Here is a 21,896-nt window from a genome sequence, read left to right as displayed (position 1 = left end):
TCAACAAAAGTAATTATGAACAAATTCAATCCTTGCGCTGCACTGACGATTGCTGCCGTCGTCAGTGGTTTAGGAGCTGCGCCCAGTTATGCATTTACGTTAAACGGCACATCGGCAAGATTTGATAATGCACAGTTAAAAAATGGCACCACCGTTGGTCGAGCTGCCACTAACAATGAGTTCACTAACTACGAGCAAGCAGCCTTTACAGACAACTCTGATAACTACGTCGAATTTTTTGACTATAACGGAGTAAATCAAGTACGTTGGGGCGACCCAGTTTACGATTATTACAGCTATGACAAAACCCAGGAAGCCGGTCATAAGAAAATCTCAGACTATGGCTCCTATCGGAAAAAAAATGGCTCGCAATATTATGGCTCCCATAAAGATCGCACCGCCCAAAAGAGTGGTCTCGGCTTTATCGGTGTTAGTAACGTTGATCTTGGTGTAGGAGAGATCTTTAATCTAGGTACACTCAAACATTACAACAACACTATTTGGTCAGATGGTCGTGCCGCCACCAAAACTGATTTCAGCCTTAATTTAGACTTCGGTGAAACCGGTATTGGCAAACAAACTTTTAACTTTGCTCTCAACGTGGATGAAACTAGCAACAGTGCTAGCAATCACGCTGATGGGGTTTGCCCCTACGAGACCACTGGTAGTGGATGTTCTGACAAAATCACCTGGGACTTTGCGATCGACTCTGAAAACAGCTTTGAATTTGAGGGAGAGCAATATACCCTAGAGCTAGTAGGATTTAATGACACTCCTAACTTTGACGCTGGCGCTGTCACCGACTTTATCTCCCAAGAAAATGGCACCAGCCAGGCTAGTATGTTTGCCCGTGTTGTCAAAGTGGATAATGGGCCTGAAGATCCCCAAGAACCGACCAGTGTACCTGAACCAGGGTTACTGTTGGGTCTAGGAGCAGCAGCTCTCATCATCAAAAAGACATATCGCCAACAGTCAGACACCATCACCGCCAGCGTATAATCACCTGGCTACCGATAATCTTCTTCGCAACAAATAAAACACCCTGGGCTTGAAGGTCTTACAGACTTTCAAGTTTTTCTTATGGATATCTCTAACTCTCACATGGCATCACATCAGCTGGCAGTCGATTCATCCAACACCATGGGGTACCAGGGTTCACGACCATTCAGTTGCCAAATGGAAATAACCAACGCACTCGCCACGCTCAACCAAATCACCATGGGCACCAATAACTGCCCAGCCAGGGGAAAAACTTGCCAATAGCTAACTACCACCGCCACTGCCGAGGTCAAGGGGCCAAAAATGACAACCGGTACTGCTAACCCCAGTCGCCCCTCAACGGTAAAGATAGTGTTCCATGTATCCCCTAAGGCTAGATGAATCATCAAGATTGCTAGGGGCCATGTCCAGTATGTTTGCCCTAAAGCCTGCCATACCATGTAGGCAGTAATCACGCGCAAAACACCAATACTCATCCAAATGATGGGAAATGCGATGGGTGGGGGAGCCCAGCCAGGTCGTTCGACCTGACTGTAGGTGGTGCGAGTGCGGGCATTGTTGAGGGGAGAGAACAGACGGGAACGAATAGCTACCACCGTAAAAAATACGATCGCAACGCCAATTCGGGGCATCCCTTGCCAACTTTGAGTCAATTGCTGCAGTCCCCACAAACTCAAGAGCATCAGCCCAATTTGGGCCAGAGTTCCCGCAATGTAGATAGCCATCGCCTTCCAGTCAGCCTGACCATTCGGCAAAGCATTCAGCTGTTTCTCGTCTTCCGTACGCACCCCCATAATGGTATTCACCATGGATTCCACCTGTTTAAACAGGGTTGATTTTTCCGCCATAGCCTTGGGGTTCTTCCGCTTGGGTTTATTTACTTTCATTACTATTTATCATGATTGCCGTTACTATTTGGGGTGAGAGCAACCCAGCAGAAACGAAAAGCGATGGCAAATGTTCGGTTCGAACGTGTTACTAAGCAGTATGACAATGGCTTCGTTGCCGTCAAGGATCTAAACCTGGAAATTTGCGATCGCGAATTTTTAGTCCTGGTTGGTCCCTCAGGCTGCGGTAAAACGACATCGCTGCGTATGCTGGCCGGACTCGAAACCATCAGTAGCGGCCATCTATATATTAATGAACGTCGGGTAAATGATTTACCGCCTAAGGATCGCGACATCGCCATGGTATTTCAATCCTACGCGCTGTATCCCCATATGAGTGTTTTTGACAATATGGCTTTTAGCCTTGAACTCCAGGGAGTCCCCAAAGCAGATATTCGTCAGCGAGTTCAGCAGGCCGCCCAGCAGCTTGGCATTGAAACCCTCTTGGAGCGTAAACCTAAACAACTCTCTGGCGGCCAGCGTCAGCGAGTGGCTGTAGGTCGTGCCATTGTCCGCAACCCATCGGCTTTCTTAATGGATGAACCGTTATCCAATTTGGATGCTAAACTGCGCGTCCAGGCACGCGCTGAATTAAACAAGCTACACAAACGATTAGGCACCACATTTATTTATGTGACCCATGATCAAGTAGAAGCCATGACGATGGGCAGCCGCATCGCCATTATGAATCAGGGTATTTTGCAACAGGTGGATACCCCTCAGACCATCTACGAACAGCCCAACAACATCTTTGTGGCCGGTTTTTTAGGTAGTCCATCCATGAATTTCTTACAGGCTCAGGTCACGGGGGACAACAACCAGTTCTGGGTCAAAGCGGCCAACTTCAGCCTACCCCTGTCCAAAAATGCAGATAGCATCAGTCAGTATATCGACCAGACCGTTGTCCTGGGGATTCGCCCGGAAAGCATTTACCACCCCCACTATTTACCTCCTGGCATTATGCCAGTAGATGTTCAAGCCGAGGTGTCAGTAGTAGAACTGATGGGTCATGAATTAATCGTTTATGCCACCCTAGCCGATGGCAGTGAGATTGTTTCGCGTCTCGATCCGAGGGCTTCTCTAGTTCCTGGAGAAACCGTTACCCTACAGATCGACAGCAAGCGTATCCATTTATTTGATACCGAAACAGAGCAAACAATTTAGACAGCGCCATATTCTCTGGAACGGCTGGCTTTATTACTGCAACCTATATTTTCTTTTTTTTGCAACCGTAGTTTATGCAGGTTCCTAGGTATTACTTTGTTTTGAATTTTTGTACTCCACCGCACTTTTTCTTACGTGAAAATACTAGGATATGAAGTTATGAACATCTGACCGTAGTAATTTCCTGTGCTCTAATCAAGAGTCGGTGAATTGAACTAGCCAATTTAGTCCTAAGATGTGAATATTAGTCAAGGTTAATACAAGCGTAATCAGCCGCCAAATACCATGTCCCCTGACGGTCTTTCGATTAGCTATTCTCAACCAACCTTTGCTACAAAGCAAGATGCGATCGAGCAGGTGGTAGAGAATCTAGTACAGCACTCCCAGCATCTACGAATTAAAAAACTCTTATTTAGCGTTTGTTATGGGACGTGGGAGAACGAGGTTTCTGCATTAAACAGTGTGCCAATGCAGTCGTTGATTACGATCCTGTTGGGACGTTACTCAACACTTAGTCAATGTCGCGAAAGCCTTTATCAACGGGCTAATCACCTGAATCGAAAAAAGGTGTACACTGCGATCGCAAACGTCATCATATACTATCTGCGTTTTATCTTTCGACCGCAGGTTGAACTCTCACCATCCACCGATCAACAAGTCGCTAATCTATCGGCATCGGTACAATCACGGGCCACGTCAGAGCAATATAGGCCGGTCATCAATGAATTATCCAAGTCAGATAATCTAGAAGTCATTAAGACTTTTTTGGGCTATCTCGGTCAGCGACCTGGAAAAATTGCTGATACTGCCAGCACTGACTTATTGAGCTTAGTCCAGCTGGCTCATCGCCAGGCCCCTACACCGCTTGAGCTTAAACAAAATTTGCTAAGGATATTAAAGCATCAGTCGTCGTTGGCTAGTGCCCAGCTCATCGCAAAGCAAATTTTAAGAGCCTTTCGGCCACTTTATGTGACAGCTCCTGTCCCTGTGGTTACGACCCCCAACAGCCTGACTAACCTGGAACAGGACCTGACCCAAAAGTGTGACGCCAATCAGGTAAGGGTGCTGCTGTATTCGGTGCTTTATGGCCCCTATGCTGATAGCCCACTGCAACGACAAATTCTGCAAACCAAAACGCTTCGCGACTTGCTGGAAGAGACCTTTGACTACTGTCCTACCTACAGTGATTTTGAAAGTAAGCTAACAATTTTGGCTCACTGCTTGGAAACCTCGAATGAACTCAATCGGGCTCTGAAGGTGATGCTGGTATCTTTGTATCGCTATTACACCAGCAATAAGCAACTATCTATGTAGAACTACGCAGTCGGCGCTCTAGCTGCTCAATCAGCTGCGGTGCGTTTACCCAGCAGCCTTTCACGTAAGTGTTTGATACGATCGCGAAACTTAGCTGCCTCTTCAAAGTCCAGTTCCTTAGCGGCTGCCTTCATTTGCTTCTCTAATTGACCAATCAGCTCAGGAATATCCTCTAGGGCTAGATCGTCACTGTGCTCATACACCTCCTCCAGCTCCTGAGCATTGAGACGACGCGACACTTCTAAGAACGAGAGAATAGCATTACTCTTGCGACGGACAATTGGCGTCGGCACAATCCCATGTTTCTCGTTATGGGCCTGTTGAATAGCGCGTCTACGCTCAGTCTCCTCAATCGCTCTGGCCATGCTATCGGTCAAATTATCAGCATAGAGAATCGCCTGTCCCTGCACATGGCGAGCAGCCCGACCCATGGTCTGAATCAAAGAACGCTCGGCTCGCAAGAAACCCTCTTTATCCGCATCAAGAATCGCCACCAGTGATACTTCAGGTAAATCCAGCCCTTCCCTCAGTAAATTCACCCCCACCAACACGTCAAAATTACCATTGCGTAAATCTTGAATAATCTCGATCCGCTCAATGGAGTGAATCTCGGAATGTAAGTAACGGACTCTCACCCCATGTTCGTCAAAATACTCAGTGAGATCTTCTGCCATCCGTTTTGTTAGCGTGGTGACTAGGGTGCGTTCACCGCGCTGCACCCGCTCTTGAATCTCACCCAGAAGATCGTCTACCTGTCCGGTGGTGGGCCTTACAAAAATCTCGGGGTCTAACACTCCAGTGGGACGAATAATCTGCTCAACGACCCTATTTTCAGAAATTTCTAGCTCCCACGCTCCGGGTGTCGCCGATACAAAAATACAATTTCTGACCTTTTGCCAAAACTCTTCTGCCTTGAGGGGACGGTTATCGGCGGCACTAGGTAACCGAAAACCATGATCGATTAAAACTTTTTTACGCGCCTGGTCACCGTTGTACATTCCTCGTAGCTGCGGAATAGTGACATGGGACTCATCGATCACCAACAGCCAGTCCTCTGGGAAATAGTCGAGAAGACATTCCGGGGGTGCACCCGCCTCTCGTCCAGCCAGGTGACGAGAATAGTTTTCCACGCCGTTACAGTAACCTACCTCCCGTAACATTTCTAGATCGTACTTAGTGCGCTGCTCTAGCCGCTGGGCCTCTAGCAGTTTGCCTTCTCGTTCTAGCAGCTCCAACTGATCCCGCAGTTCTTGCTGAATACCGTTGCAGGCAGCTTCTAACTTATCGTCAGGAGTGACAAAGTGACGCGCTGGATAGATATTGAGCGCTTCCATACTCTGCAACGTTGCGCCAGTTACCGGGTCCACATAGCGAATGGCGTCGATTTCATCACCAAAAAATTCAACTCGGATGATCCGATCTTCGTAGGCAGGACCAATTTCTAATACATCACCTTTAACGCGAAATCGTCCCCGCCCCAGGTCAATATCATTGCGGGTATATTGCACCGACGCTAGATCCCGCAGTACCTGGCGCTGGTTCAGCTCCATCCCTACCCGCAGTGGGATTGATGCCTTTAAGTACTCGGTCGGAATTCCCAAACCGTAAATACAGCTAATGGATGCTACGACAATCACATCCCGTCGTTCAAATAGGGAACGGGTCGCCGAGTGGCGCAGCATATCGATTTCTTCATTAATCGATGCGGTTTTGGCAATATAGGTGTCCGTTACTGGGATATAGGCTTCCGGCTGATAATAGTCGTAATAGCTAATGAAATATTCAACAGCATTATTTGGGAAAAATTCCCGCAGCTCGTTGCAGAGCTGGGCTGCCAGCGTTTTATTGTGGGCTAGAACCAGGGTGGGTCGCCCGACTTTGTCAATCACCCGAGCCACGGTATGGGTCTTACCAGTACCGGTGGCCCCTAATAGGGTTTGGTACTGGCCTCCAGCCTCGACATAGCTAAGTAGACCGTCAATTGCTTTGGGTTGATCGCCTTTGGGTTCAAACGGGGCCTGAATGTCAAAGTCTGTCATGGGTGGTGGCAGCTGGCAAAGGGGAATGCGTAGGTAGTAATCGTCACATTAATGCGAACTTTTACGATTTTAGAAGTAATATCTAAAATCCGCACAGCTGTTTTTAAAGGTCACTGGCTTGTATTGCTTACATCCGTGCCACTTCCAAAGGTGGAGAGGCTAGGTATTGGCCGGTTGTCGGAGTCGCTACCCTATAGATGATTGGGGAGGAGCAGTCCTGTTACTCCAGTCAAGGCAACTTGATAGCTCATTATGGGGGTATCTATGAAAATCTGGCGTTGGAAACATATGGGTCTTGCGATCGCATCAGCACTGACTTGTCAGGTAGCAATTAGTGCCTGCACCCCAGGCCAACCCGTTAATCAAGCAGCTCCCTCAGCAGAAACTGCCGAAGCCATTGACGCCACAGGGACCGCTGCCGCTTGTGACCCAATGGATAGCCAGGTACCGCTGCAGCCTGCTACAGATATCGAATTACCGTTTGAGCGCTTTAATTTCCGGCCAACAGCGGTAGAAGCGACCGATAGCACGCTGACCTTCAAGGGCAGTCGCTACAGCTTTACCTTTTGCAAAGGCGATCGCACCTGGGGTGTAGCAGCTTTAGAACCCGAGCCCAGCGAAGAAGAAGACTACGCCGCATATTTTGCAGCCCTGAGCGACCCAGCCTATCAAACCGTTACTAGTCAAGATCAGCCCTATCAAGCACGGGTGCGTCTGGATGCCGCGTGGGTGGATGAGGAACCAGCCTCTGACAATGACTTAGAACAGGTCATCTTTGAACTGATTAAACCAGGAGACAGCCAGCCCACTGCCCAGGTGCTTTACACCAATACTGACATTATCGAGCGTGAACTTGGCGTTAGTGCAGGTGTCCCCACCATCACTGGCACAGCGGTTACCGCCGATGCCCTCTGGTGGTCCATTGGGTTTGAACAGAGCGAAGGGGCTAGCGGTATCGCTACAGTGGTGCAATATCAGCTTGAGTCCAATCAGATTGTCCTATGGCAACCCTCCGAACTGGGCAGCGCTCAAATTACAGACTTAGCATTGACCACAGCCAACGATGAAACCATTCTCTGGCTCGGCACCCAATTTGCAGGCGAGGGCAATCCCTATCTGCCAGCCAAGGGGCTGGTAGCCTATCGTCCTGACGACGACTCACTTGAAAGCTATACAGTTGCCAATAGCCCGCTGATTGGAGCCATCCCCACTCGACTCTGGAGCGAGGGTGAAAATCTGTGGGCTGCTACCGCCAACGGGGTATGTGAGGTAGATTGGGCCGCCATTGATACCAGTGATAGCTGGGCCTGCTGGCGCTTTACCACCATGGTCGATGTGCCAGCTAGCCAGGATTTGTATGCCAGTTTGCTAGCTGCAACCCCAATGGGTCAGTTTGATGGCGATCAGCCTGTAGAAGTGCTATGGCTGGCGGACACCGCTATCAGCACGCCAGATGCCTCAGTGCGATATGAAATTAGTTACGCCCCTGGGATCACTATCGAACTCAACCGGGGAGCAGACTACTACGTGAGCCCAGGAGACAGCCCAGAGGATGGATACTTTTGGTGGCCTGGAGGAGATTGGAGCTGGAACGGCCAACGCTTTGTACGGCCCTGGGATCAGGTCGCAACAAATTATGTGGGAGGTGGCCCCCAAGGAATTGGGCCAGATGATTACAGTGGCTATAACTATGTGGTTGATTGGCAAACCATGCGAGGAGAGATTGAACTGTTATCCTTGACCCCGGAAACTACAGAGATTACTTATTACTCCGCCTGGGTTAACGGCAATGAGTTCGAACCTTGGGTCACAGTAACCGCAGCCACAAACGCATCGCTGAACGCGGCTAATCCAACGGAGGAGATTTTAGCAGAACTCAAACAGGCCGCCAGGTAGTACAGGCGACAATAACTCACTCACAGAGATCTTATTATCTGTCTCTTCAGCCGAGAAGAAGAGACTGTGGATGCTTAAATCTCATCTGTTTGATGCCTTATTTGCATGATCCATAGAAGCACCTCTGTCTCCATGTTTTATGATCGTTAGCAATATCTCAACGGATGTGATTTCCATGCCAAGGCGACAGCTTTGGCATGCTTATTCAAACGACTGAATCTCCTCAACCCGCCTGGGCCATTTCAGTGAACAGCTTTGGCCAAGCAATGTTGACTGGCCGTTCCCCCTGATTGATAATTTCAAATGTTGTTTTTTCTGTGGTGGCGTTCTGCAAACACTCCACACAAGCAGCAGCAACATCCTTACGGCTGGTCTGCCCCAGTAACTGATCACCACGACCTAAAACAATGCCCTGTTTACCATCGGTCGATGCCTTGAGCAAAGTATTTAAGTCATAGGATGTGTAGGGTCCGTCAATCAGGCGTCCGGGTCGAACAATGGTATACGTTAGTTCCGAGTCACGTAGGGCTTGCTCAGCAGCCTGCTTGGCATCGAGTACCCCATAGGCATTGAGCAAATTAAAGGGAAATTGGTCTTTACGGTCTATCCCCAGCGATGAAACCATCACAAAGCGCGATACTGAAGAGTTTTTGGCCGCTGCAATGAGATTTTTCACCCCCTGGTCATCAGCAATTGCTGGAGAGTTTTTGGTATGGCGCTGGCGATAGTCAGCATCTAAGAAAATGCGGCTCCAGGTAAGCAACTGCTCAAAGGGCTGGGAGGGTAGATCGACCTGCCATTTATCTGAGGGAAACGCGGTTGTGCCACTGCAGCAGAGGACAGCATCAATCCCGTCTAGTGATGGGGTCAGGGTGTCGGGCTGTCGCAAATCAATCTGTTTTAGCTCGACTCGATCATCAAATAATGGGCGTGCTTTAGCTATATTTCGAGTACTCGCTCGCACCTGATACCCCTGCTTGAGAGCATAGGCGACGGCTAATTGACCGACACCCCCTGTAGCACCAGTGATTAAGAGCTGCTGAATGTTAGACACTGCGATCGCAATAAACGTCTCATCCTCAGTTAACCCTAAAACTAACCAGGCGCTCAAGCAGACCGTTGGGGGTAGCGAGCCCCCAGACAGCCGATTAAAATTAAAGACCACCTGCCCCCATCATCACCATGCTGCAACTGCGTCAAACTTGGGACAACCAACATTTCTTCAAAGGCACCGACGATCCTGAAATTGCTACCACCATTACCCACATCAGGGATCAGATCGCCCAGCTCGCATCGGCCTGCGCCTTGTTTTCAAACTATATTGAAACAGCTGAAACTTTGCCGGAAGACGAGTTTCCCCCCTTGATTGAGGCATTACGCAACATCCATCAAACCCGCACAGCCCTAAACAAACAGCTCAGCAATGTACGGACCTACATCACATCAGCTCTGAGCGTAGATGCCAAGGATGCCAATGCCGGTACTCTCATGCCAACGCTACAGCAGGTGGGCTCAGAGCTAAGTCAGGCCATGACACCAATGGAAGTGTTTTTAAATCGGGTACGGCCTGAATTTATCACCACCCTGGTAGTCGATCCAGTACTGATGGAAATGGCATTTTTGCTAACTCATCAACGCAAACTCAGAGATCAATTACTCAGTGTTGCCGAAGAAAACCTGATTACCGGCTTAGCAGTTAATGGTTTACACACCTGGGGCAATCTCTACACAGAATTAGCTGGCACGCTAAAATGCACCGTCAACGGCGAGACCATAGGGCTGGCAAAAGCAGCAAATTTGCTTGGTAGCCCACAACGAGAGACACGCATGGCCGCCTGGCAGGCAATCCGTAATGCCTGGATTGGTCACCAGGAAACAGCAGCCACTATTCTCAATGCCATTAATGGCTGGCGACTTGAAGAAACCCAGAAGCGAGCTACAGTTCGAGAACTGCACTATTTGGAGCGCAGCTGCCACCAAAACCGGATTAAGCGCCCCACCCTTGATGCCCTGATGGAAACCACCTATCAGCAGCGACAGATTGGGCAGCGAGCGCTAAAGGCAATGGCCCAGATGTTAACAATCCCCCAAATGGCCCCATGGGATCTGCAAGCTCCAGCCCCGGCAGCCGAGGAAACGCCTGAAATTTCCTTTGCATCAGCCATTGAATTGATTGCCGAGGCCTTCCGCCAGCTCACCCCAGCCATGGGGGACTTTGCAGTCATGATGGCTGAAAAGGGCTGGATTGACGGAAAACCCACCCCCAATCGGGCTACGGGGGCTTATTGCACCCGGTTTGCTGAGCCCCGTGAACCGCGCATTTTTATGTCCTATGAAGGCACCATGAGCAATGTCATTACCCTGGCCCACGAGCTGGGGCATGCCTGGCATAACTGGGTAATGCGTGACATGCCGCTGATGCGCACCTATTACTCCATGACCCTGGCCGAGACAGCCAGTATCTTTGCTGAGACCCTAGTACGTGATGCACTACTGCAGCAGGCAAAAACATCCGCTCAAAAGCTAGAAATTCTTTGGCAAGATGCCCAGAGTGCAGCCGTCTTTTTACTCAATATTCCAGCTCGGTTTGAGTTTGAAAAACGACTGGTCGAGGCCCGTAAACAGGGAGTTGCGATCGCACCCAAGCTAAAAACCATGATGGCTGATAGTTGGCAGTTATGGTACGAAGACAGCCTCTCGGAATACGACGACATGTTTTGGGCTACCAAACTACATTTCTCAATTTCTCAGCTCGGTTTTTACAACTATCCTTATTTATTTGGCTATCTGTTTAGCTTGGGGATCTACGCCCAACAAAAACACTATGGCGCAAACTTTAACGAGCTATATACCAATATCTTGCGCGACACTGGCAGCATGACAGCAGAAGAGTTGGTTACCCACCATCTGCAGCAAGATATTTCACACCCCCAGTTTTGGGAAGCCAGCCTCAAAATTGTCGAGCAGAGTGTTGCCCAGTTTGAGGCCCTGGTCGAGACTTAGTCTGCCATTCACGTTCTATCTGGAGAAGGCACCCAATGGCGCTAATCTAGTGAAGAACTCTCGGTAGAGCGGGATTAACAGCAACATTCACTATGGTCCTCAGCACATCAATCGACTGGATTTTTTTTGACTGTTTCAATACCCTAGTTGACGACTTTGATACGTCTGGCTGTGAAGCAGGGTTAGCACCGATGTACCAGGTCCTGGTTAGCGCCGGGCTCTATCAAGATATTGACGCCGTACGCACCGACTATCATCGGTGGCGGCTGGAGTACATTGCAGGTCAACCCTATGAGCAAACGCTGCAGGAGCGCTTTCGTAATTTGCTTGCCATCTACCGGCCAGGGGCAAGCAGCAGCATCGTGGAGCGGGTACTCAATGAGATGGAAATACAGTTTATAGAGTGCTTTCCAACCACCTTAAGGCTTCCGACCGGGGTAGAAAGTATGCTACAGCGCTGGCAGGGAAAAGTCTCCATGGGGGTTATATCAAACTTTTTTCTGGCCCATTGGCCTGCCAAAATGCTGGAACGTTATGGCCTCAAGCATTACTTCCAGTTTGTGCTAGACAGCGCTGAGTATGGCAAACGCAAGCCTGGTGACGCCATTTATCAAATCGCCCTAGAAGTGGCCGGAAACCCAGCCCCTGAAAGAGTACTGTTTATTGGCGACCATCTGACTAACGATGCGATCACGCCAAAGCGTTTGGGAATGCAATCGATTTACTTCGACCGCTCAGCGGAACGAACAACATCATCGTCAGCCCCTCCCCAAATCAACGCCATCACTCATTGGGATCAATTTGTTCCTAGCGCCGGGTAGCCAGACAATTAGCCCTCCAGCAAAATACAACTAAAGTAGAAGGTCAGACCTGATCAATAGAACCATCACCCAGGGCATCCTAAGAAACTGGCTGGCCTGAGCAAAAACGACCACAGCACACAGCTATATAGTGAGGGCATTGGCATATGTAAACGATTATTTTGAATGGATAATTGCTGCAAACAGTTAAACATAGACCATTTTTTATAGTTGGCTGGGTCTGAGCACCGGCTGCTGAATTTAATTAGTTGATTTAATTATTATTATTAGACTGACATGTCCCCCAGACTCGCCAACACCACCCGCATACTGCTGTCTGGCGTGCTCCTCGCCACTTCACTGATTGGAGTAGATCGTCAGTTAGCCAAGGCTGAAAATTCAGCTATACCCGACAACACCAAGGTTGAGCAGCCCCGTGAACGAGTAACCCCGTCAGAGCCAGGCCTATCTAAAGCCGTCTCTGAACCTACACTATCCAAAGCCTTAAGAAATGCAGCCGCTCCGGCTCCAATCGAACCCTTTATTCGAGCAGATGCGGTTGCCCTGGGGCAGTGGTTAGTGGTCAAAACCGTCAAAAATCTGGTCGATAAACCTGCCACCAGTGCCCTCCAACCGGATAAAGACACCAAACCAGCAGCGTCACCAGCTCAGAGTCCAGCAGCAAGGCCTACTAAACCAGAACCAACGGCACAGACGACGTCATCACCGGCCCCGCCTAAAGTCTCTGCCCTCCCCCCAGCACCGTCTAGCAATCCAACGATTGACACCTATACAGAAATGCGCGTTGCCCTGACCAGACAGGCCTCCAGCGTTACAGTAGCAGCCTCCCAAGGCGGCGTTATGGTTGGTACAGATGGTCAACTGATCCAGTCTCTAACAGCTGGAGTTGGCTATCAAATCAGTGCAAATGATCGCGGTCTATTAATCAATGATCAACCAGTATCCACTGCAGTCTGGCTAGAACCCGACACAGGGTATGTTGCCGTCGGCGATCGCTGGTATCGCGGCAGACTGCTGCTACTGTGGCAAAATGGCGGCGTCATGGCCATCAACTACGTGATGCTCCAAGAATATTTGTACAGTGTAGTTGGCGCTGAAATGTCTGCCAGCTGGTCTCTAGAAGCCTTAAAAGCCCAGGCCGTAGCTGCTCGCTCCTACGCCATCGTGCATACTATCCGTCATCAGCGACGAGCCTATGATTTGGATGATACCCAGCGCTACCAGGCCTATAAGGGCATCACCACTGAAGCCAACTCTACCCAACAAGCTGTTCATAATACATCCGGCGAATTTATTAGCTATGGCGGTGGCGTCGTTGAGTCGCTATATGCAGCCAATCAGGGTATTGTCGATGATGCCCACAGTGGGTATGGCATGAGCCAGACCGGTGCACTGGATCTCGCCGAGCAAGGCTATCAATACTACGAAATTTTATCGGCTTACTACCCGAATACATCCGTCGGTCGGATTGATATTAGTAACTAAATTCGGTCGCCACGAGGGCTGCTCTCAAGAAATTTTTGTAATTTTGCGAGCTAGGGTACAGGTCAGGTTATGGCCCCCAATCACCACTGGTCCCAAAACAGTGTGGACAATAAGTCGATTGTCATCGGTCTGAATCACCTGCTGCAGGTCAGCCGGAACTCTAGGTTGTTGAGATTTCAGCTGAGTGGTGCGTAAATCATCGTGGTAGGGATACTCCGTGGTAGGGAGTTTATTCTGTGTATGGTGTTTTCGTACCGTGATCTTGGGTCGACGCGCTTGGGTATTCCGATCAAGCCACACCACTGTATCCGAGAGTGCTAACGTTTGTTCTCCTCGCCAGGTCTTAACATAGATGGTGCCAGTGTCACACAGCATATGTTTGACCGGATACCATCGTCGATTACACAGCAACAAGATGTCCATCAGCTGCATCTTGCGGTGGTTTACCCACCAGGTTTTCCAGAAGGCTGAGGCGGCTTGACAATGAATCTGATAACCCGCGGGCACACTGTGATAATCGTACTGAGCAAACGTTGCCCCCGCTGCTCGCTCCGCTTCTAAATTGAGTGGGAGCAAACCGGCGTCAATGGCAAGTTGATGGATCAAGGCCCAATAGTCAGACCTGATGCGAATCATCACATTTGGGAGATTGGACGTAAATCGTCCTTTGGCCAACAAGAGTCCCTGTGTCGTCAAAAGCTGAATCTCATCGAGCGCTTTTTCTAGGCGCAGTTCTCGATTCGCCAGCAGTGAGGCTTCTCCCTTTAAAAACTTGTTGATCAATACAACGTTATCAATGGCGACTTTCATGAACAGTTTGATGGCACGGTAGATAGCCCATACAACAGAATTTATGGCAACACAATTGAAAAAACATGTTGCCCTAGAGATTAAGGCACAAAATCTTATCGGTAATTGCGAGTTTATTTTAATTACCCACAGTATTCCCAACAGGGTAAACGGTTCATACGTCTAGCATTTGGTCTTCAAACATTTCGGCAGAAACACTGATCACACCCCATCAAATCATTGCTGAAATAGCCGTGGATATAATAATCGGATGCAATACTTTCAACCGCTGATCAACACTGTTGCTGGCCATAATCCCAGCCCTTATCTGTCGCCCGAGACATCCATTATTAAGCTCAATAGCAATGAAAACCCCTATCCGCCATCACCCCAGACTTTAGCCATATTAAAAACATTGGATGGAGAATGGTTACGTCGTTATCCTGATCCTTACTCCCAGGAGTTTTGTCAGGCAGCTGCAGTTGTTTTAGGTGTTCCTCCAGACTGGATCATTGTTGGTAATGGCTGTGATGATCTGCTCAGTATCGTCATTAGAGCTTGTGCGGATCGAACACGTCCGGTGGTTTATCCAACGCCAACCTATGGTCTGTATCACACCTTGGCAGAACTCTGTGGGGTCCCGATTGTAGAGATTGGCTATGATACCCGGTCCTCTTTACCAATTGATAAAATTGTCGCAGCACAAGGAGCCCTAACACTCATTGCCTCCCCTAATAGTCCATCTGGCCATCAAATCCCCCTCGCAGAGCTGCACCAGCTAGCCGCTAGAGTCCAAGGTGTTTTGGTCATTGATGAAGCCTATGTGGACTTTGCAGCAGGCTCCGCCCTCAGTTTGGTCAAAGCCTATGAGCATGTCATGGTTCTCCGTACCCTATCTAAGGGGTATAGTCTGGCAGGGCTTCGCTTTGGGTTTGGCATTGCCCAGCCGCCATTGCTGGCGGGTTTATTTAAGGTGAAGGATAGCTATGGGGTGGATGCGATCGCAACCCGTGTTGCCGCTGCTGCGATCGCAGATCAACCCTATACACAAGCTTGTGTAGCTCAGATCAAAACTGATCGAAAGCTCCTGAGCGTGGCCCTGAAACAATTAGGATTTCAGGTCCCTCCTTCCCAGGGCAATTTTGTCCTAGCCACCCACTCAGACGCCCAAAGGCTACATAATTGCCTCAAAAACCAGGGCATTTGGGTACGTCCAATACACCAACTCGGCAGGACCCACCAGCTCCGCATTACCATTGGCACCCCAGACCAACACCAGCAGCTTTTAAAGAGCCTGTCAGCAATACTATGAAAACTGACTTATCATCAAAATCGAGAATACTCTACCTTTGGACAATGTAAAGCATCAATACAATTGGATACATTCATAGATGAAACTAAACCCTAGAGTTACACTAGGACTTGTGAGCTCTTGCTACAGAGGGTCACCAGTATCTTCAGCAAAGGGTTTACCCGATTGGGTTAAGCCTGACAGTTTATCCTAGTGTCTCTAAATATCCTGTCAATAATCTCCTGAACGTTAGTTTAGGAGATTTTTTATAAGCATCATCGTTCTTATAGCACAGGAGATTCTTGATTATGGAGTCACAGTCTCACTGAGTCAGCTCTGAAAACAAAACGCTTCAGATCTACAGCCATAGAAGACAATAGGGCCCATCAGCCAAGTTCCTTTAAAAGATCCATAAAGGCAAATACAGGCGGTGGTAGTAAGGCATCAGCCAATGTCGCGACACAGATAATACGATAGAACGGTTCTGGCAAACTGTAGACCTGTACCCCCGCAGGGATCGGTTCGGCGGCTAGTCGTGGCGAAATAGCCGCCCCTAGACCTTTAGCTACCATGTTAACAATGGTGGCATCCGAGCGAATTTGATACTTGGGCTTGAGTTCCACACCATACTGGCGACCATGGTGAATCACCATGGCATCACAGCTATCGCCATCAGGGGCCATAATCAATGGGTGGGATGTTAACGCCTCCCAGGTCAGAGGAGCAGGCAAAACTGCATCGGGCGGGAACAGTACCACAAATTCATCCCGTGTTAGTTCTGAGGCTTCTAAATCTGGTGCATGGGGTAGATAGGTAATGCCGACATCCGCTTTGCCCTTGCGTAAATCCGCTTCAACATCGGGTCGGTCATCGTATTCAGCAATGGTGATTGCGATCGCAGGATACCGCTGACAATACTGAGCAATTACCTCCGGCAAAATATGGGTGGCCGCACTGCGAAACGCCGCAATCCGTAGACGCCCCCCCTCAAATCCTTTGGCCAAATTTGCCTGTTGATAAATATCCGCAATCAGATGCAGCACATGGCGAGAACGCTCAACAATCTGCTGTCCCACCGGCGTTGACACAGCCCCATAGCGACCACGGGAAAACAGCATCACCCCCAGCTCTTCTTCCAGGGTAGCGATGGCATAGCTCACTGCCGACTGCGATAACTGCAGCTGTAGGGCCGCCTCACTAAAGCTGCCACTATCCGCCACCGCAATCAGCACTCGCAACTGCGACGGTTTTAGCTGCCCCAAGCGATCCTGACCCATGGCGTGCATAATGAGTAACCCACACCATTTTGACAACTTGTAGGCAATTCACCTATGGAATCGCCTGATAGCATCCATGGGATGGTTTTATGGCAGGGCCTTTATATAGGGGCTGACCTTGTGCCTGCCCTGGCGCAAAAAATTCCGGCAAGGCGTCCAATCACAAGGGATTACCCCTACGAGTGATTTCTATTTTTCCAGGTTGAACAATAATTTTTTCTCTTCATCTGAAAATGGTTGCGGTGCAGGATTCACAGTTTTAGCCTGATCGTAGGCTCGCTTTACCGCAGGACGCTCGGCCATCGCTTCAAACCAGCGTTTAAGGTGGGAAAAATCATTGAGGTCTTGTCCCTGCTTGGCATAGGGCACAATCCAAGGATACATGGCCATATCAGCAATGGAATAGGCACCAGCCACATACTCACGATCGGCCAGACGCTGGTTTAGCACTCCATAGAGCCGCGCCGTTTCCTTAACATAACGATTAATCGCATAGGGAATTTTCTCGGGAGCATAGCCAGAAAAATGATGGTTTTGCCCTAGCATGGGACCCAGACCACCCATTTGCCAATACAACCACTGCAGCACCTCATTTTTACCGCGTAGATCCGTAGGTAGAAACTGCCCTGTTTTCTCCGCTAAATACTGCAGAATGGCTCCTGACTCAAACAAGCTAATGGGTTCACCCCCATCTACTGGGTCCTGGTCGACGATGGCCGGAATCCGATTATTCGGCGCAATCTTTAGAAACTCAGGCTGGAACTGCTCGCCTTTACCAATATTAATAGGATGGATGGTGTAAGGGACATTAGCTTCTTCGAGAAAAATCGTGATCTTGTGACCGTTGGGAGTCGTCCAATAATAAAGGTCGATCATGGCTAACTGCCTTGTACGAAAATCTTGAACTATTGTAGCGTGGGTTGTAAAAAACGCGCCGTCAGCAGACCTGTGGCAGGATAAAACAGTTGCATTAGTGAGCAAATTTTATGGCCCTGTCCAAGGCGGAATCAAAACAGCTATTAGAGCGGATAATTTTTGAAGAAACAGCGCCCAAAGATTGGGCACAAGACATTTGGGGCCTCAGCCCGATGCACGGGGATGAAGCTGCCAAACTATTGGATGCTTTTGAGGCTCTGATTGAATGCTGCTCTGAGGAGAAGCTAGAGAATCTGGTCCAGGGTTTGGTGCGATCGCAAGCGGAGGTATAGCATGAGTACCTGGGATGCCGACCGATTCTTTAGCGTCATAGAAGAGTTAGTGCTTTGTCATTCGCCTAGTGGTGTGGAGGGTGAAGTCAATCGCTATATCCAACAATGGTTAGATAATCTTGGGGTTGACCACTGGAAAGACGACGCTGACAACATTGTTATCAAAATTCCAGGTCGCACCAGTGAAGGAGCAATTGCCGTCACTGCCCACAAGGACGAGATTGGCGCTTTAGTCAAAGGAATAGAATCTGGCGGCAGGCTACAGGTCAGACGGCTAGGGGGAGCCTACCCTTGGGTCTATGGTGAAGGGGTAGTAGACCTGCTGGGGGACAAAGAGACGATCTCAGGCATTCTCAGCTTTGGCTCCCGTCATGTTTCCCATGAGTCTCCACAAAAGTCTCAGCAAGAGGGTAAGGCAGTTTACTGGGAAACTGCCTGGGTAGAGACTAAACTCTCGACTCCAGAATTAATCAGAGCGGGAGTACGAGCTGGCACACGGATGGTGGTTGGCAAACATCGCAAACGTCCCTTTCGTTTGGGAGACCATATTGCTAGCTACACCTTAGACAACAAAGCATCAGTGGCTATTTTGTTGGGTCTGGCTGAACAGGTCAAAAATCCTCCTGTGGATGTTTATCTGGTGGCCTCTGCCAAAGAGGAGGTGGGTGCGATTGGGGCCTTATATTTTAGCCAGCGACAGCAGTTAAGTCGGCTGATCGCCTTAGAAATTTGTCCACTGTCTAAGGAGTACCCAATTGCCGACGGTCCGCGACCTGTATTGTTTGCTCAAGATAGCTATGGTCTGTATGATGAGGAGCTCAATCAGGAGATTCTCTCAGCCGCGTCTACAGTTGGGATTAACTTACAGCAGGCGGTGATCTCACAGTTTGGTAGTGATGCATCGATTGCCATGAAGTTTGGTCATGTGCCCAAGGGAGCCTGTTTGAGCTTTCCCACACAGAATACCCATGGGTATGAGATTGCGGACTTAGGTGCGATCGCCAACTGTCTCATCGTCCTCACCGAATATTTGAACAACGGCATTCAGTAATATCGCCGTACTGACAACAACAGTTAAACAGGAGTGTACAATGCAGCTCAATGGTAGCAAGAACCTGGCCAATCGGACCTGCTGGGTGTTTGATATGGATGGCACGTTGACTTTAGGCATCCATGATTTTGAAGCAATTCGAGCAACCTTAGAACTACCCGTAGGGATGCCAATTCTAGAGTCACTACGCCAGCTGCCTACAGAGATTGCAGCTGCTAAATATGAACAGCTCCGAGAAATTGAATTAGAACTGGCACGTCAGGCTACTGCCCAGCCAGGTGCCCATGAGCTGTTAGCACTGCTCCGTACCCAGGGCAAACAAGTTGGTATTCTCACCCGTAACGGCAAGGATATTGCCCATGAAACCCTGGTAGCCTGTGGCCTCATGGACTTTTTTGATCCTACCCTCGTCCTCAGCCGTGATTGCCATCTCCCCAAACCAGAACCGGATGGCATTTTAGCGTTATTGAATAGCTGGGAGGCTGCACCCACCGCTGCTGTGATGGTAGGAGATTATAAGTTTGATCTAATGGCCGGGCAGCGGGCTGGAACAGCGACGGTCTACATTGACACCGCAGGGGAATTTATATGGTCAGACTATGCAGACTATGGGGTGCGATCGCTAGAGGCTGTCGTGAACTGGCTAGAAGCCAATAATAGCCTTGGGCTTTAATAAATTGACACGGAAGAAGTACATACCCATAGTACCTATCACGCATTCAGTCTTGTCGACTAAACTTAACCCAAGTCAGCCATTATTTTATCCGGCTGATCGGACTGGCATTACCAGGATGAAAAGAACTTTCCGTTCGGGCAACGACACCCAGCACCAGACTTTCGCTAAAGCCTGCTAAAAACGCGATCGCAATATACAGGTGAGTATTCTGCACAGAATCTGCCCCTTTCAGCTGGATAAAGTTACCCAGCACACCCGATTCAATGATGGCAAATACAAAGATCGCAAAGGCCATACCAACAAACGGTCGTGATAACCCAACAATCTTCAAATCTTTCTTCTCCGTTTCAGCCCGTTCAATAATTTCTTGAGAGCGAACGATAATGCTAACCACACTTCCCAGAGCACCAAACGCAACAACCAGACCGATTTGAGGCAAGTTGATATTCAGGGATCTAGCCAATAGTTGCGTCTGAGGAGAAATTACTGGACTAGACCCCTCACTAATTTCACCATTGGCCTCTATCGTTGCATTAGCTCCAGTTGCCTGGGTTGCGGGCAATTCTCCAGCCAATTGAGCTGTTACATTAGCAATCCTAGTCTGGATTTGCCCTAAACGATTGATTTGTTCACCCGCATCTCCGGATGTTTCTCGATTTGTCTCTGAATTAAGAATCGTCTGATACTCATCTTGCCTGAGGCGTAGTTCACGATATAAATCACTTTGTGCCACTAGACGATCAATTTCCTGAGTAATGCTGGTTAATCGTCGTGTGAGTTCTGCAGGTGTAGCTGAGGCAGAAACGGGTACTGAAACCAGCTGTTTTAGTTCGGCAGCAGAGGTCGTGGACGTTGCTGGAGTAATTAAAGTATTGATCACCTGTAGTTGTTGCGTAATACTTGTACGCTGCTCTGCCGAAATATTGGCCGCTGATTCAATTGTTTGCTGCAGCATTGTCAGCGTCGCTGTAGATGTCTTTAATGTCTCAAGTTGATTATCAGTTAACGTAGCTACACTACTTTGTTCCAGCAGTTTCTGAACACTTTGGTTAACAGAGGCTGAATAAGCAATGAGTCGGGACTGTTGAACATCTTCCTCAGTAATATAAGTGCTCACAGGCTCAAGCTGTTCACTTACATCGGTTAGTAAAATATTTTGTTGTTTAGCAATACTGCTAAACGCACCAGAACCTGCAAATAAGTTTCGGATGACAAACGGCATGCCAATACCGACAACAGGCACCAGCACACACCAGAATAAAAACATTTTTAACCCGGCAACTAACTTGTGATAGGGACTCTCCTGACCTTTAGACAGTTTGATCCGTTTTCGTATTTCTTCAGCAAACACCAGATTTTTGGGCTGGGCTTCCTGCTGGCCATGAGAGTCTTGAGATGGAATTAGGTTGCTATTGACCAGAGCTAAGGACGTCATCTTAAGTGTGTCATGACAGTCCTTATATTGATCATCCTGCAACATAACCAAATGCATGGCAAGCTCTTCTTGAACTTTGGGATGTAATTCCTGTTTCTCAAGTTTGGCTTGAATCTGGCGCATACATTGACTGATAGTCAGGTCCTCGGAAAGTTCATCAGTCTTTTGTACATCTGACTGAGATAAAGACTTTAAGTCTCTTTCTGGAGAAATTTGTTCTAAATTAAAGTGATCGGCATCAGTCATAGCAATTTATCCCATTTGTGAGGGGAATACATAACAACGGGACCGATGCCTAAAACAGGTATAAGCACACATCAAAACAAAAAAGGCGTTTCCTATGGCTCAATTAATTTCACCGTATCCTGGTAGTTTCTTTGATTTTCCCATAAGATCCTCATCTTTTTGTCGTAGAGTTAAGAGACGATAAACAGGCTGGCGTGTCCTGCCTGAGCAAAGTGCTGGTTTATCGACCAAAAACTTAAAAATTGCATCACGCATCGCTGCAGACTTTTGCTAGCCACCACTAGATAGGCAATCTAGAAACGATGCGCAAGGAGG

18 protein-coding genes are annotated in these 21,896 nt (G+C 48.7%); 11 read left to right on the top strand and 7 right to left on the bottom strand.

Features of this window, described 5'->3' with window-relative positions; all coding sequences use genetic code 11:
- Nucleotides 1–15 precede the first annotated feature (15 nt).
- Nucleotides 16–999, top strand: a complete 984-nt coding sequence (locus tag N836_RS59560) for a choice-of-anchor K domain-containing protein (protein WP_023074359.1) — start codon at nucleotides 16–18, stop codon at nucleotides 997–999.
- 113 nt (nucleotides 1,000–1,112) lie between these two features.
- Here N836_RS59560 and N836_RS59555 read toward each other — a convergent pair whose 3' ends face one another.
- A complete protein-coding gene (locus N836_RS59555; protein WP_235071127.1) occupies nucleotides 1,113–1,886 on the bottom strand; it encodes a TspO/MBR family protein in 774 nt (257 codons plus the stop codon).
- A 63-nt stretch (nucleotides 1,887–1,949) separates the two neighbouring features.
- Between N836_RS59555 and N836_RS59550 the strand changes: the two genes are divergently transcribed.
- The gene (locus tag N836_RS59550; RefSeq protein ID WP_023074357.1) at nucleotides 1,950–3,050 is read left to right on the top strand and encodes an ABC transporter ATP-binding protein; all 1,101 of its coding nucleotides are present in this window, start codon (nucleotides 1,950–1,952) and stop codon (nucleotides 3,048–3,050) included.
- Nucleotides 3,051–3,335: 285 nt separating this feature from the next.
- Complete coding sequence (locus N836_RS59545; protein WP_023074356.1) at nucleotides 3,336–4,364, top strand: hypothetical protein; 1,029 nt, start codon at nucleotides 3,336–3,338, stop codon at nucleotides 4,362–4,364.
- Nucleotides 4,365–4,390: 26 nt separating this feature from the next.
- Here the strand turns inward: N836_RS59545 and uvrB are convergent, their stop codons facing one another.
- Entirely contained in the window at nucleotides 4,391–6,403 is a 2,013-nt protein-coding gene (uvrB, locus tag N836_RS59540; protein ID WP_023074355.1) for an excinuclease ABC subunit UvrB, read from the bottom strand.
- 264 nt (nucleotides 6,404–6,667) lie between these two features.
- Here uvrB and N836_RS59535 point away from each other — a divergent pair, with 264 nt between their 5' ends.
- Nucleotides 6,668–8,299, top strand: coding sequence for a hypothetical protein (locus N836_RS59535; RefSeq protein ID WP_152532210.1), 1,632 nt, complete (start codon nucleotides 6,668–6,670; stop codon nucleotides 8,297–8,299).
- A 223-nt stretch (nucleotides 8,300–8,522) separates the two neighbouring features.
- Here the strand turns inward: N836_RS59535 and N836_RS59530 are convergent, their stop codons facing one another.
- Nucleotides 8,523–9,464, bottom strand: coding sequence for an SDR family oxidoreductase (locus N836_RS59530; RefSeq protein ID WP_023074353.1), 942 nt, complete (start codon nucleotides 9,462–9,464; stop codon nucleotides 8,523–8,525).
- A 17-nt stretch (nucleotides 9,465–9,481) separates the two neighbouring features.
- On the opposite strand from N836_RS59530, the gene N836_RS59525 reads away from it, so the two are divergent.
- The 3 genes from N836_RS59525 (at nucleotide 9,482) to N836_RS59515 (ending at nucleotide 13,608) form a co-directional block, all read left to right on the top strand.
- A complete protein-coding gene (locus N836_RS59525) occupies nucleotides 9,482–11,302 on the top strand; it encodes a M3 family oligoendopeptidase (protein WP_023074352.1) in 1,821 nt (606 codons plus the stop codon).
- Nucleotides 11,303–11,394: 92 nt separating this feature from the next.
- Nucleotides 11,395–12,123, top strand: a complete 729-nt coding sequence (locus N836_RS59520; protein WP_023074351.1) for an HAD family hydrolase — start codon at nucleotides 11,395–11,397, stop codon at nucleotides 12,121–12,123.
- Between the two features lie 276 nt (nucleotides 12,124–12,399).
- Nucleotides 12,400–13,608, top strand: coding sequence for a SpoIID/LytB domain-containing protein (locus N836_RS59515; protein WP_023074350.1), 1,209 nt, complete (start codon nucleotides 12,400–12,402; stop codon nucleotides 13,606–13,608).
- Nucleotides 13,609–13,632: 24 nt separating this feature from the next.
- Here the strand turns inward: N836_RS59515 and N836_RS59510 are convergent, their stop codons facing one another.
- Nucleotides 13,633–14,418 carry a hypothetical protein gene (locus tag N836_RS59510; protein ID WP_023074349.1) on the bottom strand — a complete coding sequence of 262 codons (786 nt, stop codon included), beginning with the start codon at nucleotides 14,416–14,418 and terminating at the stop codon, nucleotides 13,633–13,635.
- A gap of 250 nt (nucleotides 14,419–14,668) precedes the next feature.
- On the opposite strand from N836_RS59510, the gene hisC reads away from it, so the two are divergent.
- Nucleotides 14,669–15,709, top strand: a complete 1,041-nt coding sequence (gene hisC / locus N836_RS59505; protein ID WP_023074348.1) for a histidinol-phosphate transaminase — start codon at nucleotides 14,669–14,671, stop codon at nucleotides 15,707–15,709.
- Between the two features lie 365 nt (nucleotides 15,710–16,074).
- Here hisC and N836_RS59500 read toward each other — a convergent pair whose 3' ends face one another.
- Both N836_RS59500 and N836_RS59495 read right to left on the bottom strand, forming a co-directional pair.
- The gene (locus N836_RS59500) at nucleotides 16,075–16,965 is read right to left on the bottom strand and encodes a LysR family transcriptional regulator (protein WP_023074347.1); all 891 of its coding nucleotides are present in this window, start codon (nucleotides 16,963–16,965) and stop codon (nucleotides 16,075–16,077) included.
- A 189-nt stretch (nucleotides 16,966–17,154) separates the two neighbouring features.
- Nucleotides 17,155–17,841: a glutathione S-transferase N-terminal domain-containing protein gene (locus tag N836_RS59495; protein WP_023074346.1), complete on the bottom strand. Its 687-nt coding sequence runs from the start codon at nucleotides 17,839–17,841 to the stop codon at nucleotides 17,155–17,157.
- Nucleotides 17,842–17,951: 110 nt separating this feature from the next.
- Here N836_RS59495 and N836_RS59490 point away from each other — a divergent pair, with 110 nt between their 5' ends.
- Genes N836_RS59490 through N836_RS59480 form a run of 3 tightly spaced genes read left to right on the top strand, consistent with a single transcriptional unit; the run spans nucleotide 17,952 to nucleotide 19,897 of the window.
- Nucleotides 17,952–18,173, top strand: coding sequence for a hypothetical protein (locus N836_RS59490; RefSeq protein WP_023074345.1), 222 nt, complete (start codon nucleotides 17,952–17,954; stop codon nucleotides 18,171–18,173).
- A 1-nt stretch (nucleotide 18,174) separates the two neighbouring features.
- Complete coding sequence (locus tag N836_RS59485) at nucleotides 18,175–19,224, top strand: M42 family metallopeptidase (RefSeq protein ID WP_023074344.1); 1,050 nt, start codon at nucleotides 18,175–18,177, stop codon at nucleotides 19,222–19,224.
- Nucleotides 19,225–19,264: 40 nt separating this feature from the next.
- Complete coding sequence (locus tag N836_RS59480) at nucleotides 19,265–19,897, top strand: HAD family hydrolase (protein WP_023074343.1); 633 nt, start codon at nucleotides 19,265–19,267, stop codon at nucleotides 19,895–19,897.
- A gap of 82 nt (nucleotides 19,898–19,979) precedes the next feature.
- Here the strand turns inward: N836_RS59480 and N836_RS59475 are convergent, their stop codons facing one another.
- Nucleotides 19,980–21,581 (bottom strand): hypothetical protein, encoded by a 1,602-nt coding sequence (locus N836_RS59475; protein WP_023074342.1) that lies wholly within the window; start codon nucleotides 21,579–21,581, stop codon nucleotides 19,980–19,982.
- Nucleotides 21,582–21,896: the final 315 nt, after the last annotated feature.

This window comes from Leptolyngbya sp. Heron Island J (assembly GCF_000482245.1).
Classification (GTDB): Bacteria; Cyanobacteriota; Cyanobacteriia; order Phormidesmidales; family Phormidesmidaceae; genus Leptothoe.
Note: the sequence above shows the minus strand (reverse complement) of the source record. Positions and strands in the feature narration are given on the sequence as shown.